The organism is Pseudomonas sp. SP16.1 (assembly GCF_052682975.1).
On record NZ_JBQYFZ010000001.1, the window covers coordinates 2171470 to 2193030 of the forward strand.

Annotated in this window: 19 protein-coding genes; 10 read left to right on the plus strand and 9 right to left on the minus strand. The window is 63.7% G+C overall.

Annotated features, from left to right (window positions below; translation table 11 throughout):
• The first annotated feature begins 86 nt into the window (after positions 1-86).
• The 4 genes from ACUTAF_RS10585 to ACUTAF_RS10600 all read left to right on the plus strand — a co-directional run bounded on the left by ACUTAF_RS10585 (position 87) and on the right by ACUTAF_RS10600 (position 3264).
• A complete protein-coding gene (locus ACUTAF_RS10585; RefSeq protein ID WP_445579913.1) occupies positions 87-785 on the plus strand; it encodes a histidine phosphatase family protein in 699 nt (232 codons plus the stop codon).
• 57 nt (positions 786-842) lie between these two features.
• Complete coding sequence (locus tag ACUTAF_RS10590) at positions 843-1154, plus strand: SCP2 sterol-binding domain-containing protein (RefSeq protein ID WP_003239871.1); 312 nt, start codon at positions 843-845, stop codon at positions 1152-1154.
• 258 nt (positions 1155-1412) lie between these two features.
• Complete coding sequence (locus ACUTAF_RS10595; RefSeq protein ID WP_445579914.1) at positions 1413-2480, plus strand: phosphotransferase family protein; 1068 nt, start codon at positions 1413-1415, stop codon at positions 2478-2480.
• A 16-nt stretch (positions 2481-2496) separates the two neighbouring features.
• Positions 2497-3264, plus strand: coding sequence for an SDR family oxidoreductase (locus ACUTAF_RS10600; RefSeq protein WP_445579915.1), 768 nt, complete (start codon positions 2497-2499; stop codon positions 3262-3264).
• Between the two features lie 74 nt (positions 3265-3338).
• On the opposite strand, the gene cysG is transcribed toward ACUTAF_RS10600, so the two are convergent.
• The 6 genes from cysG to ftsK form a co-directional block, all read right to left on the minus strand.
• The gene (cysG, locus tag ACUTAF_RS10605) at positions 3339-4727 is read right to left on the minus strand and encodes a siroheme synthase CysG (protein ID WP_445579916.1); all 1389 of its coding nucleotides are present in this window, start codon (positions 4725-4727) and stop codon (positions 3339-3341) included.
• Between the two features lie 157 nt (positions 4728-4884).
• Positions 4885-6165, minus strand: a complete 1281-nt coding sequence (serS, locus tag ACUTAF_RS10610) for a serine--tRNA ligase (protein WP_445579917.1) — start codon at positions 6163-6165, stop codon at positions 4885-4887.
• A 79-nt stretch (positions 6166-6244) separates the two neighbouring features.
• Entirely contained in the window at positions 6245-6625 is a 381-nt protein-coding gene (crcB, locus tag ACUTAF_RS10615; protein WP_445579918.1) for a fluoride efflux transporter CrcB, read from the minus strand.
• Positions 6622-7947 (minus strand): replication-associated recombination protein A, encoded by a 1326-nt coding sequence (locus tag ACUTAF_RS10620; RefSeq protein ID WP_445579919.1) that lies wholly within the window; start codon positions 7945-7947, stop codon positions 6622-6624. Before ACUTAF_RS10620 ends, crcB begins: the two co-directional genes overlap by 4 nt.
• A 3-nt stretch (positions 7948-7950) precedes the next feature.
• The gene (gene lolA, locus ACUTAF_RS10625) at positions 7951-8577 is read right to left on the minus strand and encodes an outer membrane lipoprotein periplasmic chaperone LolA (RefSeq protein WP_445579920.1); all 627 of its coding nucleotides are present in this window, start codon (positions 8575-8577) and stop codon (positions 7951-7953) included.
• A 257-nt stretch (positions 8578-8834) separates the two neighbouring features.
• Positions 8835-11243, minus strand: a complete 2409-nt coding sequence (gene ftsK, locus ACUTAF_RS10630; RefSeq protein ID WP_445579921.1) for a DNA translocase FtsK — start codon at positions 11241-11243, stop codon at positions 8835-8837.
• Between the two features lie 204 nt (positions 11244-11447).
• On the opposite strand from ftsK, the gene trxB reads away from it, so the two are divergent.
• The 4 genes from trxB to infA all read left to right on the plus strand — a co-directional run bounded on the left by trxB (position 11448) and on the right by infA (position 14253).
• Positions 11448-12398, plus strand: coding sequence for a thioredoxin-disulfide reductase (gene trxB, locus ACUTAF_RS10635; protein ID WP_445579922.1), 951 nt, complete (start codon positions 11448-11450; stop codon positions 12396-12398).
• Positions 12399-12452: 54 nt separating this feature from the next.
• Positions 12453-13133, plus strand: coding sequence for a leucyl/phenylalanyl-tRNA--protein transferase (gene aat, locus ACUTAF_RS10640; RefSeq protein ID WP_445579923.1), 681 nt, complete (start codon positions 12453-12455; stop codon positions 13131-13133).
• A gap of 55 nt (positions 13134-13188) precedes the next feature.
• The gene (locus ACUTAF_RS10645) at positions 13189-13896 is read left to right on the plus strand and encodes an arginyltransferase (RefSeq protein WP_445579924.1); all 708 of its coding nucleotides are present in this window, start codon (positions 13189-13191) and stop codon (positions 13894-13896) included.
• Positions 13897-14034: 138 nt separating this feature from the next.
• A complete protein-coding gene (infA, locus tag ACUTAF_RS10650; protein WP_002553999.1) occupies positions 14035-14253 on the plus strand; it encodes a translation initiation factor IF-1 in 219 nt (72 codons plus the stop codon).
• Positions 14254-14313: 60 nt separating this feature from the next.
• Here the strand turns inward: infA and clpA are convergent, their stop codons facing one another.
• Positions 14314-16584, minus strand: a complete 2271-nt coding sequence (clpA, locus tag ACUTAF_RS10655) for an ATP-dependent Clp protease ATP-binding subunit ClpA (RefSeq protein WP_445579925.1) — start codon at positions 16582-16584, stop codon at positions 14314-14316.
• Positions 16585-16613: 29 nt separating this feature from the next.
• Positions 16614-16976 carry an ATP-dependent Clp protease adapter ClpS gene (gene clpS / locus ACUTAF_RS10660; protein WP_031303861.1) on the minus strand — a complete coding sequence of 121 codons (363 nt, stop codon included), beginning with the start codon at positions 16974-16976 and terminating at the stop codon, positions 16614-16616.
• Positions 16977-17207: 231 nt separating this feature from the next.
• Between clpS and cspD the strand changes: the two genes are divergently transcribed.
• Positions 17208-17474: a cold shock domain-containing protein CspD gene (gene cspD / locus ACUTAF_RS10665; protein WP_445579926.1), complete on the plus strand. Its 267-nt coding sequence runs from the start codon at positions 17208-17210 to the stop codon at positions 17472-17474.
• A 198-nt stretch (positions 17475-17672) separates the two neighbouring features.
• Here cspD and icd read toward each other — a convergent pair whose 3' ends face one another.
• On the minus strand, positions 17673-18929 hold the full coding sequence (gene icd / locus ACUTAF_RS10670; RefSeq protein WP_445579927.1) for an NADP-dependent isocitrate dehydrogenase: 1257 nt from the start codon (positions 18927-18929) through the stop codon (positions 17673-17675).
• Positions 18930-19296: 367 nt separating this feature from the next.
• Between icd and ACUTAF_RS10675 the strand changes: the two genes are divergently transcribed.
• On the plus strand, positions 19297-21525 hold the full coding sequence (locus tag ACUTAF_RS10675; protein WP_445579928.1) for an NADP-dependent isocitrate dehydrogenase: 2229 nt from the start codon (positions 19297-19299) through the stop codon (positions 21523-21525).
• Positions 21526-21561: the final 36 nt, after the last annotated feature.

Genomic DNA, 21561 nt, shown 5'->3' on the forward strand with positions numbered 1-21561 from the left:
CAAACAAGCGTATGTTTTTTCGTTGACAGCCCCCGAGCTTCCTCATACCCTCGCGGAACTTTCAACGGGCCGGGACCGAGACGGACGTGGGCAGCATCTACCTGATTCGACATGGCCAGGCTTCATTCGGCGCGGACGACTACGATGTCCTGTCGCCGCTCGGCGTGCGCCAGGCCGAAGTATTGGGCGAGCACCTCAGCCAGCTCGGCATCGCCTTCGACCGCTGCGTCAGCGGCAGCCTGCGTCGCCAGCAGCATACCGCCAGCGCCGCGCTGCAACGCATGAACGCAGTTCCGCCGCTCGATATAGACGAAGCCTTCAACGAGTTCGATGCCGACGCGGTGATCCGCGCCCTGCTCCCCGATCTGCTGCCCGAGGAGCCCGAAGCCCTGCATATCCTGCGCAACGGCCCGGAAAATCGCGCCGAGTTCCAGCGCCTGTTCGCCAAGCTGATCGCCCGCTGGGTGTCCGGCGAGCACGACAAGCCCGGCCTGCAGAGCTGGCAGGACTATGTCCAGCAGGTCGAAGGCGGCCTGACCCGTATCCTCGAGCAGGCCAGGAACAGGCAGAACATCGCCATATTCACCTCCGGCGGCACCATCACCGCCCTGCTGCGGCTGATCACCGGCGTACCGGCGGACAAGGCCTTCGAACTGAATTGGCAAATCGTCAACACCTCGCTCAGTCAGCTGAAATTCCGCGGACGCGAGGTGAGTCTGGCTTCCTTCAACAGCCATGTGCACCTGCAGCTGCTGAAGGCGCCGGAACTCATCACCTATCGATGAGTGCCGGCCTACTGTAGCCGCAAGGCTGCGCGAAAAACCTGAGAAAAGGATAAGACCATGAGCGTTGCTGACATCGTCCAAACCATGCAATCCAAGTTCAACGCCAGCGCCGCCGCCGGCCTGGATCTGGTGTTCCAGTTCAACATCGAAGACGGCGAAAACTACGCGCTGATCGTCAAGGACGGCACCTGCGCCGTCGAGCAAGGCGACAACCCGAACGCCAACGTGACCCTGATCATGGACAGCGAAACCCTCAAGGGCATCACCAGCGGCGAAACCGACGGCATGCAGGCCTTCATGGCCGGCAAGCTGCGCGCCGAAGGCGACATGATGCTGGCGATGAAGCTGGGCGAACTGTTCCCGGTCTAAGTCTGCTGACTGACCGTGACAACGCGAAACCGGAGTCCTTGGGCTCCGGTTTTTTTATGGTTACGGGGCGCTCCACTCGTCGTCCCGGGTGGTGCGCACAGCACCCCTACGAAGGCCGTCTCCGGGCAGACTAATCAGGCAACTTGATTGTGGTGCAACACGCCCGCCTATAACGGCGCGTACCGCTTGTGAGGGCTCGGGCGCAGCATTAGATTAACCAATTATCTAGGGCACCCATCATAAGCAGAAGGGATAAGCATGGCGCTCACCGACCAGTCCACCGGCATCCGTACAGGCGAAGAGCTCGACTCCGCGGCCATCGATGCCTACCTCAAGGCCCATGTTCCCGGCCTGACCGGCGAAGCCAGGATCAGCCAGTTCCCCGGTGGCGCCTCGAACCTGACCTACCTGATCGAATACCCGCAGCAGGAGTTCGTCCTGCGTCGCCCCCCCTTCGGCCACAAGGCCAAGTCGGCCCACGACATGGGCCGCGAATACCGCATCCTCAACCAGCTCAACGCCGGTTTCCCCTACTGCCCCAAGGCCTACGTGCATTGCACCGACGAGTCGGTGATCGGCGCCGAGTTCTACGTGATGGAGCGGGTCAAGGGCATCATCCTGCGCTCGGACATGCCGGCCGAGCTGAACTTCAGCCCCGAGCAGACCACCGCGCTGTGCAAGAGCTTCATCGACAAGCTGGTGGAGCTGCACAACGTCGACTACAACGCCTGCGGCCTCGGTGATCTGGGCAAGCCCGAGGGCTATGTCGAGCGCCAGATCAAGGGCTGGAGCGAGCGCTACGAGAAGGCCCTGACACCCGATGCGCCGACCTGGGAGCCGGTCAAGGCCTGGCTGCGCGACAAGATGCCGGCCGACCATCACAAGCCGGGCATCGTGCACAACGACTACCGCTTCGACAACGTCATCCTCGACCCGGGCAACCCGATGCAGATCATCGGCGTGCTGGACTGGGAGATGACCACCATCGGCGATCCGCTGATGGACCTGGGCAACACCCTGGCCTACTGGATCGAGGCCGGCGACCCGGCACCGGTGCAGTTGATGCGCCGTCAGCCAAGCAACGCGCCAGGCATGCTGACCCGCCAGCAGTTCGTCGACTACTACGCGCAGCAGGCCGGCATCGAGATCGCCAACTTCGACTTCTACTACACCTATGGCCTGTTCCGCCTGGCCGGCATCGTGCAGCAGATCTACTACCGCTTCTATCACGGCCAGACCCAGGACAGACGCTTCGCCCAGTTCATTCACATGAACAAGCTGCTGGAGCAGATGTGCCTGCAGGTCATCGGCAAGTCCACTCTCTAAACCCGGGGTAATCACAATGTCCAAGACCCACCTGTTCGACCTCGACGGCAAGATCGCCTTCGTATCCGGCGCCAGCCGCGGCATCGGCGAGGCCATCGCCAAGCTGCTGGCCCAGCAAGGCGCCCACGTGATCGTCTCCAGCCGCAAGCTCGAGGGCTGCCAGGCGGTGGCCGACGCCATCATCGCCGACGGCGGCAAGGCCACCGCCATCGCCTGCCATATCGGCGAGATGGAGCAGATCGCCAGCGTCTTCGCGCAGATCAGGGAACAGTTCGGTCGCCTCGACATCCTGGTCAATAACGCCGCCACCAACCCGCAGTTCTGCAACGTGCTGGACACCGACCTGGGCGCTTTCCAGAAGACCGTGGACGTGAACATCCGCGGCTACTACTTCATGTCCATCGAGGGTGGCAAGCTGATGAAGGCGGGCGGCGGCGGCTCGATCATCAACGTCGCCTCGATCAACGGTGTTTCCCCTGGCGAGTTCCAGGGCATCTACTCGGTGACCAAGGCCGCGGTGATCAGCATGACCAAGGTCTTCGCCAAGGAATGCGCGCAGTTCGGCATCCGCTGCAACGCCCTGCTGCCGGGCCTGACCGACACCAAGTTCGCCTCGGCACTGACCAAGAACGACGCCATCCTCAACATGGCGCTGCAGCGCATCCCGCTCAAGCGCGTGGCCGACCCCAGCGAAATGGCCGGTGCGGTGCTGTACCTGGCCAGCGAAGCGTCCAGCTACACCACCGGCGTGGCGCTCAACGTCGACGGCGGCTTCCTCTCCTGAAGAGACCCGCTGCGGAAAGACAAAAGGCACCCTCGGGTGCCTTTCGTTTGACTGAATGGTGAGAAATCCAAGGCTCAGGCACCGCCCTGGGCGCCCTCGAACCAGGCCAGCTTGTCGCGTAGCTGCACCACCTCGCCCACGATCACCAGGGTCGGCGCATGCACTTCGTGCTCGGCCACCAGCTGCGGCAGGCTCGCCAGGGTGCCGGTGAACACCCGCTGGTTCTGCGTGGTGCCCTGCTGGATCAGCGCCGCCGGGGTGGTGGGCGCGCGGCCATGGGCGATCAGTTGCTCGCAGATGCCGGCCAGCCCCACCAGCCCCATGTAGAACACCAGGGTCTGGTTGGGCGCCACCAGATCCTGCCAGGCCAGGTCGCTGCTGCCGTCCTTGAGGTGGCCGGTGACGAAGCGCACCGACTGCGCATGGTCGCGATGGGTCAGCGGGATGCCGGCGTAGGCCGCGCAGCCGGAGGCGGCGGTGATACCCGGCACCACCTGGAAGGGAATGCCCTCGGCGGCCAGCTGCTCGATCTCCTCGCCGCCGCGGCCGAAGATGAAGGGATCGCCGCCCTTCAGGCGCAGCACCCGCCTGCCCTGGCGGGCCAGGTCGATCAGCAGCTGGTTGATCTGCTCCTGCGGCACGGCGTGGTCGGCGCGACGCTTGCCGACGTAGATGCGCTCGGCGTCGCGGCGGCACAGCTCGATGATCGCCGGCGCCACCAGGCGGTCGTAGAGCACCACATCGGCCTGCTGCATCAGGCGCAGGGCGCGGAAGGTCAGCAGGTCGGGATCGCCAGGGCCGGCGCCGACCAGGTACACCTCGCCCAGCGCCCGCGGCGCGGCGCCAGCCAGACGCGCTTCGAGCAGACGCTCGCCCTCCTCCGGCTTGCCGGCGAACACGCTTTCGGCCACCTGGCCCTGGAATACGTCCTCCCAGAACACCCGGCGCTGCTGCACATCGGGGAACAGCTGCTTGACCCGCTCGCGAAAGCGCTTGCCCAGGTTGGCCAGCTGGCCGTAGGTGGCCGGAATCCAGGTCTCGATCTTGGCGCGGATCAGCCGCGCCAGCACCGGCGCGTCACCGCCGCTGCTGACCGCGACGATCAGCGGCGAGCGGTCGACGATGGCCGGGAAGATCACGCTGCACAGTGTCGGCGCGTCCACCACATTGACCGGAATCCCCAGCGCCTGGGCCTCGGCCGAGATGCGGGCATTGAGCGGCTCGTCATCGGTGGCGGCAATCACCAGCGCCACGCCCTGCAGGTCGACCGTCTCATAGCCACGCAGATGCACGCCACCCTCGCCGGCCAGCTCGCACAGCTCGCCGCGAACCTCCGGCGCCACCACGCGCAGCTGCCCGCCGGCATCGCTCAGCAGACGCGCCTTGCGCAACGCCACCTCGCCGCCGCCAACGACCAGCACGACACGACCCTGCAGTTTGTGGAACAGCGGAAGGAATTGCATAAATCAGCCTCGCAGGAGGTCATCCGTAGGGTGCGCCGCGTGCACCGACCTACGGTGGAAGGCCTTGGTGCGCACAGCGCACCCTACGCGCGGCGACCATCGTCAGACGTGCCGCCTGAAAACGGGGCGGCCGCGCCGCCCCGTTTTTCGCACCGGCTTAGCCGATCACCTCGATACCGCCCATATAGGGCTTGAGCACCTCGGGCACGCGGATGCTGCCGTCGGCCTGCTGGTAGTTCTCCAGCACCGCCACCAGGGTGCGGCCCACCGCCAGGCCGGAACCATTGAGGGTGTGCACCAGCTCCGGCTTGCCGGTTTCCGGGTTGCGATAGCGTGCCTGCATGCGGCGTGCCTGGAAGTCGCCACAGTTGGAACAGGAGGAAATCTCGCGGTACTTGTCCTGGCTCGGCACCCAGACTTCCAAGTCGTAGGTCTTCACCGCGGAAAAGCCCATGTCGCCGGTGCACAGCGCCAGCTTGCGGTACGGCAGCTCGAGCAGTTGCAGCACGCGCTCGGCGTTGGCGGTCATGCCTTCCAGCGCCTCGAAGGACTTGGACGGCTCGACGATCTGCACCATCTCGACCTTGTCGAACTGGTGCTGACGGATCATGCCGCGAGTATCGCGACCGGAGGCGCCGGCCTCGCTGCGGAAGCACGGGGTGTGGGCGACGAACTTCAGCGGCAGCTGCTTGGCGTCGAGAATATCGCCGGCGACGATGTTGGTCAGCGACACCTCGGCGGTGGGGATCAGGTAGAAGTCGGCCTCGCCTTCGCGGGCGATCTTGAACAGGTCTTCCTCGAACTTCGGCAGCTGGCCGGTGCCCTGCAGGGCCGGGGCCTGCACCAGGTACGGGGTGTAGGCCTCCTCGTAGCCGTGCTCGCCGGTATGCAGGTTGATCATGAACTGCGCCAGGGCGCGGTGCAGACGGGCGATGGGGCCGCGCAGCAGGGCGAAACGGGCGCCGGAGAGCTTGGCGGCGGTCTCGAAATCCAGCCAGCCGTGCTGCTCGCCGAGGGCGACGTGGTCCTTGACCGCGAAATCGAAGCTGCGCGGGGTGCCCCAGCGCGATACTTCGACGTTGCCGTCCTCGTCTTCGCCGACCGGCACCGACTCGTGCGGCAGGTTGGGAATGTTCAGCAGCAGGTTGTCCAGCTCGTTCTGGATGGCATCGAGTTCACGCTTGCCCGCTTCCAGGCCGCTGCCCAGCTGGTCTACTTCGGCCAGCAGCGGCGCGATGTCCTCGCCGCGCGCCTTGGCCTGGCCGATGGCCTTAGAACGGCTGTTACGCTCGGCCTGCAGTTGCTCGGTGCGCACCTGCACCGACTTGCGCTGACTCTCCAGGGCCTCGAAGCGGGCGACGTCGAGGACGAAGCCTCGCGTGGCGAGGCGCTCGGCGATTTCGGTGAGTTGCGTGCGGACAAGTTTGGAATCGAGCATGTTCGGGTCTCAATACATCGACGAATAAAGTTGTAGCCACCAGCGCGGCGCGGGAGGCCGAGTGTAAAGCCTTAGCGGGTCATGACGCCAATCGGGCCAGGGCCAGTCCACCCCAGGCCGCCAGCAGCCCCCCCAGGATGCTGCACAGCAGATAGCCGGCGGCCTCGTAGATCCGCCCACCCTCGACCAGTTTGAGCAGCTCCAGGCTGAAGGAGGAAAAGGTGGTTAAACCGCCGAGCAGGCCGGTGATCAGCCCCATGCGCAGCTCCAGCGGCAGTTCGGTGCGGGTGAGGAACAAGCCGGACAGCAGACCGATCAGCAGGCAGCCGAGCAGGTTCACCGCGCAGGTACCCAGGTAGAAGTGCCGCGGCCAGTGCGCCGCGACCCAGCTCGAGGCGAGAAAACGCAGCACCGAGCCGGTAGCGCCGCCGACGGCGACCGCAAGAGCGACACGAATCATGGTTTTCTCCGCCGCCGCGAGCTGCTGGCGTCTAGCTTGCGCAGATGCTGCAGCTTGTCGCGAATCTTCAGCTCCAGGCCGCGCGGAACCGGGTCGTAGTACTGGCGCGGCTCCAGGGCCTCGGGGAAGTAATCCTCGCCGGCGGCATAGGCCTCCGGCTCGCCGTGGGCGTAGCGGTACTCGTCGCCATAGCCGAGCTGCTTCATCAGCTTGGTCGGCGCGTTGCGCAGGTGCAGCGGCACCTCCTGCGAACCCTGCTCGGCGGCATCGCGCATGGCCGCCTTGAACGCCGTATAGACCGCGTTGCTCTTCGGTGCGCAGGCCAGGTAGACGATGGCCTGGGCCACCGCCAGCTCGCCTTCGGGACTACCCAGGCGTTCCTGTACGTCCCAGGCGTTGAGGCACAGGGTCAGGGCGCGCGGGTCGGCGTTGCCGATGTCCTCGCTGGCCATGCGCACCACGCGGCGGGCGATGTACAGCGGGTCGCAACCGCCGTCGAGCATGCGCGCGTACCAGTACAGCGCACCGTCCGGACTGGAGCCGCGTACCGACTTGTGCAGAGCCGAGATCTGATCGTAGAAGGCCTCGCCGCCCTTGTCGAAGCGCCGGCGGCTGTCGCCGAGCAGGTTCTGCAGCAGTTCGACACCGATCTCGCCGCCATCCTCGGCAAGATCGGCGGCGTTCTCGAGGAAGTTGAGCAAACGCCGGCCGTCACCGTCGGCGGCGGCCAGGAGGATCTGGAAGCTTTCCTCCGGCAGGCTCAGCCGGAGTTCGGCGAGGCCTTTCGGGTCGCTGAGGGCACGATTGACCAGCTTGCGCATCGCCGCCTCGTCCAGGCTTTTCAGCACGTAGACGCGGGCGCGCGACAGCAGCGCGTTGTTCAGCTCGAAGGAAGGGTTTTCCGTGGTGGCGCCGATAAAGATCAGCGTGCCGTCTTCCACATAGGGGAGGAAGGCATCCTGCTGGCTCTTGTTGAAGCGGTGCACTTCGTCGACGAACAGGATGGTGCGCCGGCCATACTGAGCGGCATGCTGCTGGGCCACCTCCACCGCCTGGCGAATCTCCTTGACCCCGGAGAGCACCGCGGAAATGGTCTCGAAATGCGCATCGGTGACCTTCGCCAGCAACCGCGCCAGCGTGGTTTTGCCGACACCGGGCGGGCCCCAGAAGATCATCGAATGCAGGACGCCCTGCTCCAGTGCCTCGCGCAGCGGCTTGCCCGGCCCGAGCACGTGCTCCTGGCCGACGTACTCGTCCAGGCTGGTAGCGCGCAAACGCGCAGCCAGGGGCTGCGCGACGGGTTGGCGAGCGAACAGATCCACGCCTTACTCCTGGATGACGTCCGCCCCTTGCGGAATGTCGAAGCTGAACAGGCTGTCTTCGACCGGCTCGTTCATCTTCACGCTGAGGAACAGGATGTTGGTGCGCTGGCCGATGCTGTCGATCAGCTGCATGTCGTTGAGCACGCGGTTGCGGAACGACAGGCGCAGGCTGTCGAACAGGCTGTCCTTGGCCCTGGGCTTGAGGATGAAGTCGACCACGCTGCCGCCTTCCTTGTAGTCGATCTCGAAATTCTCGCGAATCTGCGACACGTCGCCGGAGAGCAGCAGCGCAGGGGTATGGGTCAGGCGCTGGTCGAGGCTCTGGATGGTCACCTGCTCCAGGTCCGGATCGTACAGCCAGACCTTCTGGCCGTTGGACACCAACAGTTGCTCCATCGGCTCGTCGGTGTGCCAGCGGAACAGCCCTGGGCGCTTGAGCACCAGCTGCCCGGCGGTTTCCTGCAGCTGGGTGCCGCTGGCGTCGAGGGTCAGTTGGGAGAAGCGCGCACTGAGGGTCTGCGCCTGGCTGAGCAGTTCGGTCAGGCGCTGGGTGGCCGCCTCTTCATCGGCCTGGGCGGTCAGCAGGGTAAAACTCAGAGCAGCCAGCATCAGCAGGCGAATAACACGCATATAAACCCCTTGAAGGATGGCGAGGCGTCCACGCCCCGCATTGCTCGGCCGCCGCGTGGGCCACCATAATCTTGTAGACCGCGAACCCGCCACTTCGTCCATGACCACCACGCTCAGAGGTTGTGAAGAAATCGTGGCGAGCGAAGGCAGGTCGTGTTTCGCCGGAGGGCAGCAAGCGGAGTGTATTGAAATACATGAGCATTGCGAGCACCGCCGAAGCGCGAGATGCCGAGCGCAGTAGATTTATTCACAAGCTCTCAGTCGCGCGACGGCCCCGGCGCGATCACCTCGCGCGAGCCGTTGGTATTCATTGAACTGACCACGCCGGCCATCTCCATCGCCTCGATCATCCGTGCGGCGCGGTTGTAGCCGATTTTCAGCTTGCGCTGCACCGCGGAAATGGAGGCGCGGCGGCTTTCCAGGACGAAGTTGACGGCCTCGTCGTACAGCGGGTCCTCCTCGCTGCCCTCGCCGCCTTCGCCGCCACCGCCACCTTCGAAGCCGCTGCCGCTCTCCTCGACACCGGCGAGGATGTCCTCGATGTAATCCGGCGCGCCGCGCTGCTTCCAGGCCTCTACCACGCGATGCACCTCCTCGTCGGAAACGAAGGCGCCATGCACGCGAATCGGCAGGCCGGTGCCCGGCGGCAGGTAGAGCATGTCACCGTGGCCAAGCAGCTGCTCGGCGCCACCCTGGTCGAGGATGGTACGCGAGTCGATCTTGCTCGAGACCTGGAAAGCCATGCGGGTCGGGATGTTGGCCTTGATCAGGCCGGTGATCACGTCCACCGACGGGCGCTGGGTGGCGAGGATCAGGTGGATGCCGGCGGCACGCGCCTTCTGCGCGATACGAGCGATCAGCTCTTCGACCTTCTTGCCGACGATCATCATCATGTCGGCGAATTCGTCCACCACCACGACTATGGTCGGCAGCGGCTTGAGCAGCGGCGCCTCGTCCTCCATGCTCTCACGGCGGTATAACGGGTCGCTGAGCGGTGTGCCGGCCTCGATGGCGTCCTTGACCTTGCGGTTGAAGCCCGCCAGGTTGCGCACCCCCATGGCCGCCATCAGCTTGTAGCGACGCTCCATCTCGGCGACCGACCAGCGCAACGCGTTGGCCGCTTCCTTCATGTCGGTCACTACCGGGCAGAGCAGATGCGGAATGCCTTCGTAGATCGACAGCTCGAGCATCTTCGGATCGATCATGATCATCCGCGCCTCTTCCGGCGTGGACTTGAACAGGACCGACAGGATCATCGCGTTGACGCCCACCGACTTGCCGGAACCGGTGGTACCGGCCACCAGCAGGTGCGGCATCTTGGCCAGATCGGCTATCACCGGGCGCCCGCCGATATCGTGGCCCAGCGCCAGAGTGACCGGCGATCTGGCATCGTCATATTCGGACGACGACAGCACCTCGGAGAAGCGCACGATCTGTCGATCTTCGTTGGGCACCTCGATGCCCACGGTGGTCTTGCCGGGAATCACCTCGACCACCCGCACGCTGACCATGGCCATTGAGCGCGCCAGGTCCTTGGCCAAGTTGGAGATCCGGCTGACCTTGACGCCTGCGGCAGGCTGGATCTCGAAACGGGTGATCACCGGGCCGGGATGCACGGACTCGACCACCACGTCGACGCCGAACTCCTTGAGCTTGATCTCCAGCAGGCGCGACATGGCCTCCAGAGACTCGGGCGAAAACTGCTTTTGCTTCTTCTCGGCCACGTCGAGGATGGAAATCGGCGGCAGACTGCCTTCGATGGCGGTATCGACGAACAGTGGCGCCTGTTTCTCCTTGAGCACCCGCTTGCTCGGTTCGGCAGCCTTGGGTGGCGGCGGCGGCGTGATCGTCGGGAGCGGACGCCTTTCGCGCTCGCTCATATGCTTGCTCAGCGACTCTTCGCGCTCGAGCAGGCGCTCCTTGACCCTGGCCTGCTCGCGGCGATCCGCGACCACCGGCGCGGCCACCTCGGTGACCCGCTCGTCCAACTCGCGCAGTTGGATCTTCATCTGCTTGCGCTCGCTGCGCGCGGTCCACCAGCCGGTGATGGCGCCGTTGATCAACTCGATCAGATCCAGGGTGATCTTGCCGGTCAGGTCCATCACGCGGAACCAGGACAGGTCGGTGAACACGGTCAGGCCGAACAGGAACAGCGCCAGGAACAGCAAGGTGCTGCCCTGCACGTTCAGCGCGTGCACCGCCAGATCGCCGAGGCTGGCGCCGAGCATGCCGCCACCTGAGCCCTGCATACCGGCAGCGGCATTGAAATGAATGTCGCCCAGCGCGGCGCCGGAAAGAATCAGGACTACCAGACCGATGCTATGCCAGGAAAACAGCCAGCCGTTCCAATGCCACGGCTGATTGCGCGTGCGAAACACCTGCCAGGTCTTGACGCCCAACAGCAGCGGGAAGATGTAAGCGAAATAACCCAAGGCGCCGAACAGCGCGCTGGACAGCCAGGCGCCGATGCTGCCGCCGGCGTTGAGGATGCGCTCGACCTGCACGCTGTTGTCCCAGGCCGGATCGGCGACGTTATAGGTCAGCAGCGTCATCAGCAGATACAGGCACAGCGCCGCCAGGGCGATCAATGCACCCTCCTTCAGTCGATACTGAAGCTTCTGCCGCCAGTCCGGAATCTGGGTGGTGGAATTCTTCAAAACAGCCATTTCCTGCGCCCCTGGCGCGTCCTTCTAATGGTTAACCGCACAAGCGGGTATTGTAGGATCAGCCCCCGCTGCGTCGCCAGCGCAGGCCGATCGCCAAGCTCCCGCACTCGCCCTGCTTCGGTGTAGCATAGCCGGCAGCAGCTTCCATGCGGCTCAATTGGAGCACGCATTCTCTTTTGTGACAAAGGCTTATGGGGTTTTTTTATGAGCGAAGTCAAGCATTCACGCCTGATCATCCTGGGTTCGGGTCCTGCCGGTTATAGCGCGGCCGTCTACGCCGCTCGTGCCAACCTCAAGCCCGTGGTGATCACCGGCATCCAGCCAGGCGGCCAGCTCACCACCACCACCGAAGTGGACAACTGGCCAGGCGACGTCGAAGGTCTGACCGGCCCGGCATTGATGGAGCGCATGCAGAAGCATGCCGAGCGCTTCGACACCGAGATCATCTACGACCACATCCACACCGCGGAGTTGCAAAGCCGTCCCTTCGTGCTCAAGGGCGACAGCGGCATCTATAGCTGCGACGCGCTGATCATCGCCACCGGCGCCAGCGCCCAGTATCTCGGCCTGCCCTCCGAAGAAGCCTTCTCCGGCAAGGGCGTATCGGCCTGCGCCACCTGCGACGGCTTCTTCTATCGCAACCAGGTGGTGGCGGTGGTCGGTGGCGGTAACACCGCCGTGGAAGAGGCGCTGTACCTGTCCAACATCGCCAAGGAAGTCCACCTGATCCATCGCCGTGACAAGCTGCGCTCCGAGAAGATCCTGCAGGACAAGCTGTTCGACAAGGCTGCCAACGGCAATATCAAGCTGCACTGGAACCACACCCTCGACGAGGTGCTGGGCGACCAGACCGGAGTCACCGGCGTGCGCCTGAAGAGCACCGAAAACGGCGCGACCAAGGAACTGCCGCTGGCCGGCGTGTTCATCGCCATCGGCCACAAGCCCAACACCGAACTGTTCACCGGCCAGCTGGAGATGCGCGACGGCTATCTGTTGATCAAAGGCGGCAGTGAAGGCAACGCCACCGCGACCAGCATCGAGGGCGTGTTCGCCGCCGGCGACGTCGCCGATCACGTCTATCGTCAGGCCATCACCTCCGCCGGTGCCGGCTGCATGGCGGCCCTGGACGTCGAAAAGTTCCTCGACAGCAACTGATGCGCCCGGGCGAGCCACACCGCTCGCCCTCCCCTACCCCGCCGGACCCTGCGCATGCTGACCTGGCTGCAACGTGACTCCCTGGAATTCCCGCCGCTGACCAAGGCCCTGCGCGAGCCCAACGGTTTGCTCGCGGCCGGCGGCGACCTCAGCGCCGAGCGTCTGATCGGCGCCTATCGCCACGGCTGTTTCCCCTGGTTCCAGGACGGCCAGCCGATTCTATGGTGGTCGCCCGATCCACGCACCGTGCTGTTTCCCGACGAGCTGCACCTCTCCCGCAGCTTGGCTAAGCTGCTGCGCCAGCAGCGTTATCGGGTCAGTTTCGACCGGGATTTCGCCGCAGTGATCGGCGCCTGCGCCGCACCGCGCGATTACGCCGACGGCACCTGGATCACCCGCGAAATGCAGGACGCCTACCTGGAGCTGCATCGCCGCGGCATCGCTCATTCGGTCGAAGTCTGGCAGGGCGAGGAATTGGTCGGCGGCCTGTACGGCCTGGCCATCGGCCAGCTGTTCTTCGGCGAATCCATGTTCAGCCGGGCCGACAATGCCTCCAAGGTCGGCTTCGCCACGCTGGTCGGCAAGTTGCGCGAGTGGGGTTTCGTCCTCATCGACTGCCAGATGCCTACCCAGCACCTGCACAGTTTCGGCGCTCGCGCCATCCCCCGCGCGGCTTTCGCTGACTACCTGCAGCGCCATCTGGACCTGCCCAGCAGCGCGAACTGGCTCGCCTAGTCGAGCGCCGAAGCCTGGCTTACACTCATAGGCAAGGCTTTACCGAGACACCGCCATGACCGAGCTGGCCCGCCTGAAGTTCTACGCCACCCAGCCCCATCCATGCAGCTACCTGCCCGAAGAACAGGCCACCACCCTGTTTCTCGACCCCAGTCAGCCCATGGACGTGCTGGTTTACGCCGAACTTTCGGAAATGGGCTTTCGCCGCAGCGGCGACCACCTCTACCGCCCGCATTGCCAACAGTGCACCGCCTGCGTTCCGGCGCGCATCCCGGCCTCGGTGTTCACCCCTAATCGCCAGCAGCGGCGTATCCTCAAGCGCAACCAAGACATCAGCGTGCGTCCCGTGCGCCCGGCCTTCACCGAGGAGTACTACGGTCTCTACGTCCGCTATATAGAGCAGCGCCACGCCGACGGCGACATGTACCCCCCGAGCCGCGACCAGTTTTCCACCTTCCTGGTGCGCGACCTTCCGTTCTCGCGTTTCTACGAGTTCCGCCTGCGCGGCCGCCTGGTAGCGATTGCCGTGACCGATGTGCTGCCCAACGGACTATCGGCGGTCTACACCTTCTATGATCCCGACGAAGAGCGCCGCAGCCTCGGCCGCTTCGCCATTCTCTGGCAAATTGGCGAAACCGCGCGCCTCGGGCTCCAAGCCGTCTATCTCGGCTACTGGATCAAGAACTGCCGCAAGATGAACTACAAGACCCAATACCGCCCCATCGAACTCTTCGTCAATCAGCGCTGGACGCTGCTGACCTAAAGCCTTTCGACGCTCTCGCCCCCGGCTCGACACCCCAAGCCCCTTGGCGCAGCCCCCTGTTTTCGGGCACAATGCACGCCGCTTTTGCCTGGCGCCAGTTGCACCGGGCCATTTCCTGGATACCGAGGGCTTTACTGCATGTCGAAAGAAGACAGCTTCGAAATGGAAGGCACTGTCGTCGACACCCTGCCCAACACCATGTTCCGCGTGGAGTTGGAAAACGGGCACGTCGTTACCGCGCACATCTCCGGCAAGATGCGCAAGAATTACATCCGCATTCTCACTGGTGACAAGGTGCGCGTCGAGCTGACACCTTATGACTTGAGCAAGGGTCGCATCACCTACCGCGCCCGTTAAGCCAAGCACCAAATGAAGACGCCCGGCATCGCCGGGCGTTTTCGTTCAACTTCTCGCCGATCAGGCGACTTCCGCGGCCGTCTCGTATTCGAAGCTCGGCTCGCCGTCCTTGATGTCGACGTGCACCACGCCGCCATGCTCGGCCAGCTCGCCGAAGAGGATTTGCTCTGCCAGCGGACGCTTGATCTTGTCCTGAATCAGGCGCGCCATCGGCCTGGCGCCCATCTGCACGTCGTAACCGCGCTCGGCCAGCCAGCCGCGCGCCGCATCGCTGACCTCCAGGGTGACGCGCTTGTCCTCCAGCTGCGCCTGCAGTTCGGTGAGGAACTTGTCGACGATGCTCTTGATCGTCTCGTGGCTCAGGCGGCCGAACTGGATGATGGTGTCCAGGCGGTTGCGGAACTCCGGCGTGAAGCTCTTCTTGATCACTTCCATGGCATCGGTGGAGTGATCCTGCTGGGTGAAGCCGATCGACGCCCGCGCCGCGGTTTCCGCCCCGGCGTTGGTGGTCATGATCAGGATCACGTTGCGGAAGTCCGCCTTGCGCCCGTTGTTGTCGGTCAGGGTACCGTGATCCATCACCTGCAGCAGCAGGTTGAAGACCTCCGGATGGGCCTTCTCGATCTCGTCGAGCAGCAGCACGCAATGCGGCTGCTTGGTGATCGCCTCGGTGAGCAGGCCGCCCTGATCGAACCCGACGTAGCCGGGCGGCGCACCGATCAGGCGGGACACGGTATGCCGCTCCATGTACTCGGACATGTCGAAGCGCACCAGTTCGATACCCATGGCCTTGGCCAGCTGCCGAGCGGCCTCGGTCTTGCCCACGCCGGTAGGGCCGGCGAAGAGGAAGGAGCCGACCGGCTTGTCCGGCGCCTTGAGCCCGGCGCGCGACAGCTTGATGGCGGTGGCCAGCGAGTCAATGGCGGCATCCTGACCGAACACGGTCAGCTTGAGATCGCGCTCCAGGTTGCGCAGCAACTCCTTGTCAGAGCTGGATACGTGCTTCGGCGGAATGCGCGCGATCTTGGCGACTATGTCCTCGACCTGTGCCACCTCGATGCGCGGCACGCGCTTGTCTTCCGGCTGCAGGCGCTGATAGGCACCGGCCTCATCGATCACGTCGATGGCCTTGTCCGGCATGTGTCGGTCATTGATATAGCGCGCGGCCAGTTCGGCCGCCGCACGCAGGGCCTCGTCGCTGTACTCAATATGGTGATGCTGCTCGAAACGCGCCTTGAGCCCCTTGAGGATGCCGTAGGTGTCGTCCACGGAAGGCTCGGTCACGTCGACCTTCTGGAAGCGCCGCGCCAGAGCGCGATCCTTCTCGAAGATGCCGCGAAACTCCTGGAAGGTCGTGGAGCCGATGCAGCGGATCTCGCCAGAGGAAAGCATCGGCTTGAGCAGGTTGGACGCATCCATCACGCCACCGGACGCCGCCCCGGCGCCGATGATGGTGTGGATCTCGTCGATGAACAGGATGGCGTGCGGACGCTTGCGCAACTCGTTGAGCAAGGCCTTGAAACGCTTCTCGAAATCGCCACGGTACTTGGTACCGGCCAGCAGCGCACCGAGGTCCAGGGAGTAGACCACGCTGTCGGCCAGCAGATCGGGCACCTGCTCGTCGACAATGCGCTTGGCCAACCCTTCGGCGATGGCCGTCTTACCCACGCCGGCCTCGCCGACCAGCAGGGGGTTGTTCTTGCGCCGGCGCGCGAGAATCTGCGCTACCCGCTCGACTTCATGCTCGCGACCGACCAACGGGTCGATGCGCCCCTGGCGCGCCAACTCATTGAGATTGCTGGCGTAGGCGTCCAGCGGATTGCCGGAGGTGGAGGAGTCTCCCCCTTCATCGTCCTGCATCTCCTGGTCGTGCTCATGCTGGTCACCATGCCCCGGCACCTTGGAGATGCCGTGAGCGATGTAGTTGACCACATCGATGCGCGCCACGCTCTGCTGCTTGAGCAGGAACACGGCCTGGCTTTCCTGTTCGCTGAAGATCGCAACCAGCACGTTGGCGCCGGTCACTTCACGCTTGCCCGAGCTCTGCACGTGGAATACCGCACGCTGCAGCACACGCTGGAACCCCAGGGTCGGCTGAGTTTCACGCTCTTCATCGTGCTGAGGAATCAACGGCGTCGTGGAGTCGATAAACTCCTGCAAGTCATGGCGCAGCTTGTCGAGATTGGCTCCGCAGGCGCGCAGCACGCTGGCTGCGGCGTCGTTGTCCAACAAGGCCAACAGCAAGTGCTCGACCGTCATGAACTCATGACGCTTGGCGCGAGCCTCCTTGAAAGCCAGATTGAGGGTGACTTCGAGCTCTCGATTCAACATAGCTTCACCTCATACCCAAGTGGCCGGCATTAACCGTCCTTCTCTATTTCACAGAGTAGCGGATGCTGGCTTTCCCTCGCGTACTGATTGACCTGCATGGCCTTGGTCTCCGCGATGTCACGGGTAAATACGCCACATACCGCTCGTCCTTCCGTATGGACGGTCAGCATGATCTTGGTCGCCAGCTCCCGGTTCATGCCGAAAAAAACTTCGAGCACTTCGACGACGAAATCCATCGGGGTGTAGTCGTCATTGAATAAGACCACCTTGTACATCGGTGGTGCCTGTAACGCTGGCTTGGATTCCTGAACAGCTACGCCGGAGGAATCGTCCTCATGCTCTGCCGGGTGATCCTGATTGAATGTTAGTCGAATCTGGCTACTTGCATGCATGCTGGGAATCAGTGGTTCAGGCTGGACGAACTGGGATGCTAGAGGGAGTTTGACTGACTTCTCAACCGTCCGCCGCATAGCCTTGACTATCGGCAAAAGGGTGTTACAACCAATGAATACCCAGTCTTGGGTATCAGGAGTTCCGCGCCCTCGCCCAGCCTGGGTGGTTATCGCGCGGAATCGATGTGGATGATACTCCAGAGATGGAGTCCTTTGCAGAGGGATATCAGCATGCTCAGCGGTAAGGTCAAGTGGTTCAACAACGCCAAAGGCTATGGATTCATCCTCGCCGACGGCCGAGATGAGGACCTGTTTGCCCACTACTCGGCCATCCAAATGGAAGGTTACAAAACGCTCAAGGCCGGCCAACCGGTTTGCTTCGAGATAGTGCAAGGCCCGAAAGGGCTGCATGCGGTCAATATCAGCGCCGCCACGACGCAAAGCACCCCGGCAGTCGCGCCCCAGACACAGAGCACCGCCAACACCGTCGAAGCCTGAGCATTCTGGCACGTCGAATAAACACCGGCAGCGGCTGTATAGGCACGCCCCGAAGCTGCGGTGCGTACGGATGCGCTGAACATGGCAGCGCTGGAGACCAGTTTTTGCGCACCCACCCCGCAGGGCTGAAACACAGGGATGTGCTGAACACAAAAAAGGCCGGTCAACTGACCGGCCTTTTTCATGCGCAATCCGCGGTTACATATGCACGATCATCGCATCGCCGAACTCGGAGCACGACAACAGCGTGGCACCTTCCATCAAACGCTCGAAGTCGTAGGTCACGGTCTTGGCGGCGATGGCGCCGTTGGTGCCCTTGATGATCAGGTCAGCCGCCTCGGTCCAGCCCATGTGGCGCAGCATCATCTCGGCGGAGAGGATCAGCGACCCCGGATTGACCTTGTCCTGGCCAGCATATTTCGGCGCAGTGCCATGGGTGGCCTCGAACATGGCGACCGAATCCGACAGGTTGGCGCCCGGCGCGATGCCGATGCCGCCCACTTCCGCCGCCAGGGCATCGGACAGATAGTCGCCATTGAGGTTGAGCGTCGCGATCACATCGTACTCGGCCGGACGCAGCAGGATCTGCTGCAGCATGGCGTCGGCGATCACGTCCTTGACCACGACGCTCTTGCCGGTCCGCGGGTTCTTGAACTGCATCCACGGGCCGCCATCGAGCAACTCGGCGCCGAATTCGTCGCGGGCGATCTCGTAGCCCCACTCCTTGAACGCGCCTTCGGTGAATTTCATGATGTTGCCCTTGTGCACCAGGGTCACCGAACTGCGGTCGTTGTCCACCGCATACTGCAGCGCCTTGCGCACCAGGCGCTTGGTGCCGGCCTCGGACACCGGCTTGATGCCGATGCCGCACATGTCGGTGAAGCGGATCTTCTTGACGCCCATCTCCTCGGTGAGGAACTTGATGACCTTCTCGGCCTCGGCACTGCCGGCCTTCCACTCGACGCCGGCATAGATGTCCTCGGAATTCTCGCGAAAGATCACCATGTCCACGTCGCCAGGTTTCTTCACCGGGCTGGGCACGCCCTCGAACCAGCGCACCGGGCGCTGACAGACGTAGAGGTCGAGCTCCTGGCGCAGGGCCACGTTGAGCGAACGAATGCCGCCGCCGACAGGCGTGGTCAGCGGCCCCTTGATCGAGACCACGTAGTCGCGCACCGCCTCCAGGGTTTCCTTGGGCAGCCAGGTGTCCTGGTCGTAGACCTGGGTGGCTTTCTCGCCGGCGTAGACTTCCATCCAGGAGATCTTGCGCGCGCCGCCGTAGGCCTTGGCAACGGCGGCGTCGACCACCTTGATCATCACTGGGGAAATATCCACGCCGATGCCATCGCCTTCGATGAAGGGGATGATCGGGTTGTTCGGCACATTGAGCGACATGTCGGCGTTGACGGTGATTTTGTCACCGCTGGCTGGCACCTGGATCTTTTGGTATCCCATGCTGGACTCCATCTTGTGGTTAGAACGATGCGCAATCTCTCGAGAGTAGCGCAGTTGCGACGAGCGGAACCACATGTTCATTGGTCTTATGCAACTGGGCATTCTGCGACGCGGCGTCGCAGTGATATACTGCTTAGGTGACTAACGAGTCATAAGGGGCGCCCCGTCTCCAACCGGACGCGAGCCTCTTGAAACCGGTCGATAGCCACCGCCGTTGGCCGGCTCGAAATGCTCGACACTCTACTGGTGCATCCAACATCACCGCGGCGAGTCCTCGACTCCAGCTCGATCATTGACCGGGCTCAGGCGCCTACCCGCGCACGTCGAGTTTCTGTGCACGCTCAGCAAAGAAGAGAGTTAACTCTAAATGTCCACCCCTTCGAAGATCATCTACACCTTCACCGACGAAGCTCCAGCCCTGGCCACCTACTCGCTTCTGCCCATTGTAGAAGCCTTCGCCGCATCGGCTGACATCTCCGTCGAAACCCGCGACATCTCTCTTGCTGGACGGATCCTGGCAAGCTTTGCCGACCGCCTGGACGCCGACAAGCGCATCGACGACGACCTCGCCAAGCTCGCCGAGCTGACCCTGCAGCCGGACGCCAACATCATCAAGCTGCCCAACATCAGCGCCTCGGTACCCCAGCTCAAGGCCGCCATCGCCGAGCTGCAGGCCCAGGGCTACGACATCCCCGACTTCCCGGAAGACCCGCAGAGCGAAGAAGACAAGGAAGTGCGCGCCCGCTACGCCAAGGTCCTCGGCAGCGCGGTGAACCCGGTTCTGCGCGAAGGCAACTCCGACCGCCGCGCCCCGGCCGCAGTCAAGGCCTATGCGCGCAAGCACCCGCACAGTATGGGCAAGTGGAGCATGGCCTCGCAGTCCCATGCCGACTACATGCGCGGCGGCGACTTCTTCTCCAGCGAGCAGTCGATCACCATGGCCAAGGCCGGTGACGTACGTATCGAGTTCGTCGGCAAGGACGGCAAGGTCGAGCTCAAGAAACAGCTCGCCCTGCAGGAAGGCGAAGTGTTCGACAGCATGTTCATGAGCTGCCGCAAGCTGCGCGACTTCTTCGAGAAGACCCTGCAGGACTGCAAGGAGACCGGCGTGATGTGGTCCCTGCACGTCAAGGCGACCATGATGAAGGTCTCCCACCCGATCGTCTTCGGCCATGCCGTCAGCGTTTACTACAAGGACGTGTTCGACAAGTACGGCGAACTGTTCAAGGAACTGGGCGTCAATCCCAACAACGGCATCAGCAGCGTCTACGACAAGATCAAGGCCCTGCCCGCCTCGCAGCAGGAAGAAATCCTCCACGACATCCATGAGGTCTACGCCCATCGCCCGGAAATGGCCATGGTCGACTCGGTCAAGGGCATCACCAACCTGCACATCCCGAGCGACGTGATCGTCGACGCCTCGATGCCGGCGATGATCCGCAACTCCGGCCAGATGTGGGGCAAGGACGGCAAGCAGAAAGACACCAAGGCCGTAATGCCCGAGAGCACCTACGCGCGCATCTATCAGGAAATGATCAACTTCTGCAAAACCAACGGTGCGTTCGACCCGACCACCATGGGCAGCGTGCCGAACGTCGGCCTGATGGCGCAGAAGGCCGAGGAATACGGCTCCCACGACAAGACCTTCGAAATGACCGCCGACGGCACCATGCGCGTGGTGGCTGCCGATGGCAGCGTGCTGATGCAACACGAAGTCGAAGCCGGCGATATCTGGCGTGCCTGCCAGACCAAGGACGCGCCGATTCGCGACTGGGTCAAGCTGGCCGTCACCCGCGCCCGTCAGTCCAACACCCCGGCGATCTTCTGGCTGGACCCGGAGCGCGCCCACGACCGTGAACTGCAGAAAAAGGTCGAGCTGTACCTCAAGGACCACGACCTGAGCGGCCTGGACATCCGCATGATGGGCTACAACGAAGCCATCCGCGTGTCCATGGAGCGCATGATCCGTGGCCAGGACACCATCTCGGTGACCGGCAACGTGCTGCGCGACTATCTGACCGACCTGTTCCCGATCATGGAGCTGGGCACCTCGGCCAAGATGCTGTCCATCGTGCCGCTGATGGCCGGCGGCGGCATGTACGAGACCGGTGCCGGTGGCTCCGCGCCCAAGCACGTGCAGCAACTGGTCGAAGAGAACTACCTGCGCTGGGATTCGCTGGGCGAGTTCCTGGCCCTGGCCGTGTCCCTGGAAGAAACCGGGATCAAGACCGACAACCTCAAGGCCAAGATCCTCGGCAAGACTCTGGACGAGGCCACCGGCAAGCTGCTGGACAACAACAAGTCCCCGGCGCGCAAGGTCGGCGAGCTGGACAACCGTGGCAGCCACTTCTACCTGGCGCTGTACTGGGCCCAGGCCCTGGCCACCCAGGACGAAGACGCCGAACTCAAGGCACGCTTCGCCCCGCTGGCCAAGACCCTGACCGAGCAGGAAGCGACCATCGTCGCCGAACTGGCCGCAGTGCAGGGCAAACCGGCGAACATCGGCGGCTACTACCGCTCCAATCCCGAGCTGACCAGCCAGGTGATGCGCCCCAGCAGCACCTTCAACGCCGCCCTGGCGGCGCTGAACGCCTGATAAGGGCTCGGCAACACGGAGAACCCCGGCCATAGT